Below are 7,795 nucleotides of genomic sequence, written 5' to 3' on the forward strand. Positions count from 1 at the left end.
GGGTGGCAGACTCGCTAACGCCGGGCATCCATGTTGCTCGCGAAGAGGATTTGGGACTCTCCCAGACGGAACAAAACCTGCGCAATCGCCTAGCTGCCGCAACCCCAAACTTTTAGCGGACCAGGCGATGCCCACGCGGTTAAACAATTTGGAAACCCTTCACGGCGTTACCTGCCGTAACTCGCTCTACTCGCTACCGCCTACAAAACGTCTGCCGATTGGGGCGTCTGCACCCTGGGGTGTGTTTTTGGAACGGGGTGTGCATTGTGATCGATCGTCGCTCGCACACTTGAGCGGCTGACCGGTCGGTCCCGGATGGGTGTGTCTGCGCGGTGAAAGCTTCCCCCAAGGCAGTCTTTTGCTAAAGAACATTCGTTCGATCGCTGATATCAACGGTTCGCCAAATGTGTGAGGGGCGGTCGCCAGAGGCGCGACCGCCCCTGGCACGGCGAACCCCAAACACACGGCACACACACAGCCGGGTGCTTTGCTTCGGAAACAGAGCATGGTCAGGCATCGCATGATCACGAATGCATCATTTTGCTTGGGCGTTAATATGCATTCCTTGCATTCCGCAACACCCGTGCATCCGGCAAACTCTTCCAGGCCTCGTCAAGCCAGATATTCCGGGCACTGATCAGAATCCCGAATTTGAGATTGATCGATCGATGCGTCCAGGTCTCGTTAACGCTTAACACTCAACGCATGCACACACCATTCTGTGCTTTCGCCAAGCCGAGTCTCGACAGGTCGGCGGGAAGGTTTCGATAGAACGATAAGAAGCCTCCCCCCAAAAAGACTCTCTCAATCGGCACCATTATATGCGTTTCCACCACCTGATGATTTGCGGGATGCTGGCCAGCATTTTTGCGACCAGCGTTCACGCTCAATCTACCATCGCGCCGCGTCCCTTTGATCTTACCTTCGGGAAAAGCACGATCGGTACGCTGATGCCGGGTTACGATCTTGGCCAGGATTCCGAAGGTCGCTCGGCATTCCAGGACGACTTGGATAACGTCGGGGCAAGCTGGGAACTGAAAGCCGTTCGCAGATTTTTGCACACGCGGACCAGTTTTGAAACTCGCATCTTCTATGGCTTGTCACTTTCAAACCAAACGCAAAGTCCCAGCGATGTCGATGTCTTCAACCCCATCGACGGTGCAAGCAACGCCTTCACCGGCGGTAGCGCCCACTTAGGCGGCGACCTTCATCTTTACGGTGGTGACTTTACGATCAGAGATACGTGGCAAACACGATTCGGTGGTTTGTCCGCAGGCATGGCGTTTAGCTACATGGCATTCGATCAAAGCTTTGATGCTGAGTACAACCAAGTGCGTCTGCTAAGCGAAGAGCTCAATTCTGACTTCCTCGGCGGCAAGGGAGTATTTGGTTGGGATGGTTTTGTATTCGGCCGACCCACCAACGTGGACCTCGGGTTTGGCTACTACGACCTTGAAGCCGACTACCAATTCAACGGTGGTGCCGTCGCTGGAGCTCTTAGCAAAGAGTTTTCGGATCATTCAGCGACCATCGATTTCAGTTGGACCACATGGACCCAGCTCGGCCGTTTCTACACCGGTCTGACCATCGGCGGAATGTACATCACCGATATGCCAACGATCCAACACAACGCCGGATCACAAGTTACCATCGGTACTGATGACGCCGCATTGCTGAATGCATCGGTTCAGATTTTGTTGTAACAATAAATTTAGAACAGCATCCTGTGTTCATCTCGCTCGTCATCGCTTTCGCCTAAACCGTGAATCGGTGACGACGAATCAAATGTGATGATCGATTCGGCATCGAGACTCGGCCCGCCACCAGCCTGACGGCGGGCGATCTCATTCATTACCACCAGCGCATCCAACGCGGTGATCGCTGTGTCATTATTCGTGTTGTAAAAAAAATCTTGATTCAGCGGCGATGGTTCACTGCCATCGGTTTCGGGCAGTTCAATCTCACCGCCGTTGCGACTGATCGCATTGATCACGATCAACGCGTCGAGCGAATCAACTTCGCCTGATCCATTAACGTCAAAAGCATCGATCGGATTGAAATACCTAGACGTCACATTGATCGAATAAGACTGTTCGGCTTCGTTTCCAGCACGATCCGCGATCCGAATCGCAAACGGATGCAGGTCGCGCGTGTCAGCGGTGGTGGGCCAATTGACTTGCCCGGTCGCTAGTTCCACGGTCAATCCGACGGGCCCAGAGATTAGGCTCCAGTCAACATCTGATTCATTGCTGGTCAAGACTTCGGATAACACGTCGCCCGCGAAAAGATGTTCGGGGATCGGTGAACCCAGGAATTGTGGCGAGGAGCGATCGATTTCAACCGACAAGGAATTCGTCGCGTCGCTGATCACATCGCCAACGCGTTGCCGGGCAATCAGTTCCAAAGTGCCGTCCAGAAATTCATCTGGTAAATCAACATCAACGCTGACGCTTTCGTCGCTGGCACGAGTCAAACCGAGGACGTCACCGGTGTCCGCGCGAACGATTTCAACGTCGGCACCAGCGGTGACATCGCTGACGTCAAACACCAAGCGGTTGGCGTTGGTGATGTTATCATCATTGCTCGATCCGCTATCGCTGCTGGACGCCAAGTCGATGGATGTTGGCGCGGTCAGGCTATCGACGACTTCGATGGTGAATCCTTGAGTGTCGATGTGGTTTGGGTTTCCAGAAAACGAACGCACGCCGATGATCAGATCAATGTCACCAACGAAGCCCTCATCGAGTTCCAATTGCAGTTCATCATTCACCGGTTCAAGAATTTGCGTTGCGGTGTTGATGTTGGCGGTTCCAAAATTCTCGGTAAAAATCAACCCGACGAATTGGAATGGTTCTTCTTCAATATCAATCGCTGTCAGCGGTAACGAAAAACTTTGACCGGCAGGTGCCAAGATGACTGGACCAGGGTCAACCAGGTAAGGTCCGGCGTTGAATTGATCACCGATGGTATTAACAGTGAACGTTTCAAACGAAGAATTACCCTCCGCATCGGCGATCGTGATTGTGACATCGCTTTGCCCGCCCGCCCCGATGGCTCGCAACATGACGATCGAGTTTTCAATGTCTTCAAAAATCGTCGCCGACTCAATGACGACATCGGTGATGGGTCGATTGGTCGGTTGTTGACCGGTGGGCGGAACTTCCACGGGGACTTCGCTAAGCGTCTCGCGAACATCTTCCCCTTCGACCAATTGCCCAAACACGGAATGGTTGAAATCAAGGTTGCGAGTGTTGACAGTTTCGCGTTCGGTAATGAAGAACTGTGAATTATTGGTGTCATCGGCAGACGTCTTTGCAAACGATAGAACGCCATTTTGGTTGTGCTGCAAATCAGGATGAAACTGATCGTCGAACGTTCCCAGGTCTGAACCTGTTTGCCCGGTCCCGTTGGGGTCTCCCGCCTGCAAAACAAAATCATCGACAATGCGGTGGAAGATAATACCGTCATAGAATCCGGCTTCGGTCAGTTCGATAATCCGAGCGGTTGGCCGCGGTGCTCTGCCTTCATACAGTTCAAAGATCATCGTGCCAAAACTGGCGACATCCAATCGCAGGCTCCGATTACCCGTGATCACTTCCGCCGTCACCGCCTCTGGATTGCTTACTTCCACCGAGACGGTCAATGGTCCACCGTCGGCATCAAATCCATCAATCGGCAAATGGAGCGGCGAACCCACTTCGACCGTTTGATCACCCAGTAATTCAAACGTGGGTGCATCGCCGGCAAGCAAGCGACGAGATTCTAAAGACTCGGCCTTCATCAATCGGTTGCGATTGGAGAGCTGACGACGATTCGATGTTTTGGTGGTTTTCAACATGTTCAGCGAGGCGGATTGGTCGATCTTATTAAACCTCTGATTGTAGTCTCGGATTGATCAAGCGTGGCATACCGATACACTCACGCAGTTCAGTTTTCCTCCCACGCGAGCAGTTTTGATGCAGTATCCGATTGATCTTCGATTCAAACTGCTGACCTTTGGCCAGCGAATTACTGCCACCGATGCGTCAGGCAGCATGTTGATGTTCATCAAGCAAAAGATGTTCAAGCTGAAAGAAAAGGTCGAAATTTTCTCGGACGAGAATCAGACGCAGGTGATCTTTCATATCGAGGCGGACCGAATGATCGACTGGTCCGCCAATTATTCTTTCACCGATGGCCAGGGCAATGATTGGGGAGCGGTGCGGCGCAAGGGCATGCGTTCGCTTTGGTCTGCTCGCTATGAGGTCATGCAAGACGGCCAAGTTGATATGGAAATCAATGAAGAGAGCCCGATGAAGAAGATCTTTGAAAGCGTGCTTTCGGAGATTCCGATCCTCGGCTTCGTTGCGACTTATCTAATCAATCCCAGCTATCTGATTCGTCGAACCGATGGCACGCCGGTTCTGCGACTCGTCAAGCAACCGGCCGTTTGGGAGGGAAGGTACACGATCGAAAAACTGGGCGAACTGCCCGAGGACGACGAACTGAGATCGTTGATGGCCCTGATCATGTTGGTGCTGCTAGAACGTCGCCGCGGGTGAACGAATCCGGTTCATCTTTTTCATCGATACCAATATCCTCCCAAACGAATCCTGTTTATGACGAAACTGACTCAACCATTAAAATGGCACGGCGGTAAATACTATCTACGCAAATGGATCGTGGGTTTGATGCCACCGCACTTGCACTATGTCGAACCGTTTTTTGGCGGCGGCGGGATCCTGTTGGCCCGTGATCCTGACCGCGATTGGATCGCGACGGGCGATGGAAAAGTATCCTCCGCTGAAAAAGGCAGCAGCGAAGTCGTTAACGATCTTCACGGTGAATTGATCAATTTCTGGAGAGTCCTTCAGGATCCGCAGCACTTTGAAGCGTTCCAACAACGAATCGAATTGACGCCCTTCAGTGAAGCCGAGTTCGATCAGGCCCTCGAGTATTCTCGTAAGGCTGAATCAGAGAATGATGTTTCTCCGGTGCAACGCGCAGTTCAATTTTTCATCCTAGCACGACAATCGCGTCAGGGATTGATGCGAGACTTTGCAACCTTGTCGCGAAACCGAACGCGGAGCCGGATAAATGAGCAGGTTTCGGCATGGTTGAATGTGGTCGAAGGCTTGGCCGATGTTCACCAGCGTTTGCGAAATATTGTCATCCTGAATCAACCGGCGATCAAGGTGATTCGCAAACAAGACGGACCCAAGACGCTGTTTTATTGTGACCCACCGTATGTCCACGAAACTCGTGCCTCGACGGGCGAGTATGCGTTTGAGATGACCGAATCCGAGCATGAAGATTTATTGGACACGCTGGCCGGATTGACAGGCAAATTCATGCTTAGCGGTTATCCAAGTGAGTTGTACACAAAGTGGGAAAAACAACACGGTTGGAACCGTCACGATTTCCAGATTGACAACAAAGCTGCATCCGGCAAGGTGAAAGAAAAGAAGACCGAGTGCTTGTGGTGCAATTTTTAAGCTGGAATAGACCGCGAGAGTGCAATTGCCGGAACTGCGCTAAGCTTGTTCCGGCCTACTTGGCTGCATGCACATCCGTGGTCCCGCGAAAGCCATCCGTGGTTAACGATTTATTTCAACGAATCGCTGACTAGTAAGGGTGGCATCGGGCAGTCCAGCAGGTCCGAAATGCCTCGCAGCAACTCGGCTTCTTGCCAGGTGACATGATCGTCGGCGCAGATGGCTGCCGCACAGGCGTCGACGACTCGGCCACGCTCTTTGGCAACCACCGTGGACAACGTACTTAAGACATCACGAAGTTCTTTCATCGCATTTCCGCTCGATGGCTGTTGGATCATCTGTAGCTCGGGCAAGTGCGCCGCGCCGCGGGCAAACGAAAGCTGGGCAACGTCCTCGGGATTGCCAGCCGAGGCAACAACGGACAACAGCGTCGCACATTGGGGACCAAGCTTCTTCAAATTGTAGTAGCTGGTTCGCGTTGGCTTGACTTGTTCAAACTGAGACCGAAGGTGCCGCATCAACACCTGCGCGAGCGTCCATTCAAACAGGTCAATCTGCTGGTCTGCTTTGGCGAGGTGAATGAAGCAGTTTCTGAATTCGTTGAATTGGGATTGGCTCATCGCTCGCAAACTAGGCAGCGCCATGTCAACGATCGGCAGCCGAGCTCGCACGTCAAGCTCGTCCACGGTGCTTTGCAGTCTGCCAACCAGAGTCACGACATCGGGCTTGGCATGCTTAGCTAGAATCTGCATTTGCAGGGCGCGTATGTCGCGTTTGTGATCCATCAGCAAACAGTAAACGATCGCCCGAGCGGAGTACGGTTCGCGTACGTTTTCCAGTATCGACGTTGGCAGCGACGCGATCAAATCCGCGGCATAGTCGCGGTGTTGCTGGTTGGGTTCGCCGACGTGATCGACCGCATGATCGACAATCGAGATCGGAACATTGGTGCTTGATGAGCCCCAGCTCGCTTGCGTCGTTCCAGTCGTCTGTCCGGCAAAACCTGCTGCTCCGGGCGCAACGTTTCCTTGCGATTGAGCTCCGCTCTCCAGGAAGCCGCCCTTCCATCCGGGTTCGATCGCGAGGATACGTTTCTTCAGCGGCGGGTGTGTGGCCCACAGCCCCGAGATGCCCTCCCAAACGCCCTGCGAAAAATACATGTGGCTGGCTTCGGCCGCATGCGCAGCGTTTAGACGCGAGCCGGCTGGAAATCCACCGATGCGTTTGAGTGCATCAGCGATCCCGGCTGGGTTGCGAGTGAACTGGACAGCCGAAGCATCAGCCAAGTACTCGCGTTGGCGGGACACGGCCGCCTTGATCAAGTTGCCGAAAAACGTGCCGACAAAACCTAGGACCAGCAACGCGACGGCGATGGCCATCATGACCAAGATGGCTTGGCCGCCGTTGTTGTTGTTGCTGCTGCGACGACGGCTGCCGCCGGAATAAATAAACATCCTGAAGATCAGTTGTCCGGTCAGGCCGATCAATAGAATGCCATGCAGAATTCCGATCAGACGGATGCTCATCCGCATGTCGCCGTTGAGCACATGACTGAACTCGTGCGCCACAACACCTTGCAATTCATCGCGTGTCAATTGTTCGGCACATCCGCGAGTAATCCCCAAAACCGCATCGCTGGGCGAATAGCCTGCAGCAAATGCGTTGATCCCCGGTTCTTCCAACAAGAAGACCGGTGGCACCGGCGTGCCCGACGCGAGTGCCATTTCCTCGACCACGTTCATCAAGCGACGTTCGACGCGGTCGGTCGTGTTGGGGTAGATCCGTTTGCCGCCCAAGTTCTCGGCGACACTGGTTCCACCGCCGCTTTGCAGTTGAGCGATTTTGAACAGCGTTCCACCACTGATAATCAACAGCGTCACGATGCCAGCGATCAGCGGAACGACGAATTGTTCGGGTGCTTGTTCCAGTCCTTGGTCTAGGCGATCACCAATCGCGACAGGATAGCTTTTTACCTGAACTTGCATCATCACCACCGTCGCCACGGCAACAACAAGACCAACGATGCAGATGACCGCGATGCAGAACATACCGATCAGCCACGTGGTGCTGCGACGAGCTTCGGATTGCCGTTGGAAAAAATCAGTTGCCATAGATTCAAATCGTCGTTGGACTATCGGACGGGACGCTGCTAGGGAACGTACGACTTTTTATAGTCGCCTTTCGCTCGGGACGTCGCATTAGATACTGCGAGTTAGGCCCGGAGGGCCGGCAGCTCCCTGCCGGGTGCGCGAGCACCCGGATGGCTGCCCCACATCAATTCTCTGTAACCAATTCTCTGGCTCGGTTTCGCGGCTACGCCG

At 53.6% G+C, this 7,795-nt stretch carries 5 protein-coding genes; 3 read left to right on the forward strand and 2 right to left on the reverse strand.

Features of this window, described 5'->3' with window-relative positions:
• Positions 1-821: 821 nt before the first annotated feature.
• On the forward strand, positions 822-1,703 hold the full coding sequence (locus RC85_RS24045) for a hypothetical protein (RefSeq protein WP_068267292.1): 882 nt from the start codon (positions 822-824) through the stop codon (positions 1,701-1,703).
• 8 nt (positions 1,704-1,711) lie between these two features.
• Here RC85_RS24045 and RC85_RS24050 read toward each other — a convergent pair whose 3' ends face one another.
• Positions 1,712-3,835 (reverse strand): peptidylprolyl isomerase, encoded by a 2,124-nt coding sequence (locus tag RC85_RS24050; protein ID WP_162273256.1) that lies wholly within the window; start codon positions 3,833-3,835, stop codon positions 1,712-1,714.
• 121 nt (positions 3,836-3,956) lie between these two features.
• Between RC85_RS24050 and RC85_RS24055 the strand changes: the two genes are divergently transcribed.
• Entirely contained in the window at positions 3,957-4,541 is a 585-nt protein-coding gene (locus RC85_RS24055; RefSeq protein ID WP_068267294.1) for an LURP-one-related family protein, read from the forward strand.
• Between the two features lie 57 nt (positions 4,542-4,598).
• Positions 4,599-5,474 carry a DNA adenine methylase gene (locus RC85_RS24060; RefSeq protein WP_068267295.1) on the forward strand — a complete coding sequence of 292 codons (876 nt, stop codon included), beginning with the start codon at positions 4,599-4,601 and terminating at the stop codon, positions 5,472-5,474.
• Positions 5,475-5,584: 110 nt separating this feature from the next.
• On the opposite strand, the gene RC85_RS24065 is transcribed toward RC85_RS24060, so the two are convergent.
• Entirely contained in the window at positions 5,585-7,585 is a 2,001-nt protein-coding gene (locus tag RC85_RS24065; RefSeq protein WP_068267296.1) for a M48 family metallopeptidase, read from the reverse strand.
• Positions 7,586-7,795 lie beyond the last annotated feature (210 nt).

This window comes from Rubripirellula obstinata, assembly GCF_001642955.1.
Classification (GTDB): Bacteria; Planctomycetota; Planctomycetia; order Pirellulales; family Pirellulaceae; genus Rubripirellula; species Rubripirellula obstinata.

What these genes read in the sequence shown, in the direction of transcription:
- RC85_RS24045 (WP_068267292.1), top strand. Translation starts at nt 822, where the DNA reads ATGCGTTTCCACCACCTGATGATTTGCGGGATGCTGGCCAGCATTTTT.
- RC85_RS24055 (WP_068267294.1), top strand. Translation starts at nt 3,957, where the DNA reads ATGCAGTATCCGATTGATCTTCGATTCAAACTGCTGACCTTTGGCCAG.
- RC85_RS24060 (WP_068267295.1), top strand. Translation starts at nt 4,599, where the DNA reads ATGACGAAACTGACTCAACCATTAAAATGGCACGGCGGTAAATACTAT.
- RC85_RS24065 (WP_068267296.1), bottom strand. Translation starts at nt 7,585, where the DNA reads ATGGCAACTGATTTTTTCCAACGGCAATCCGAAGCTCGTCGCAGCACC.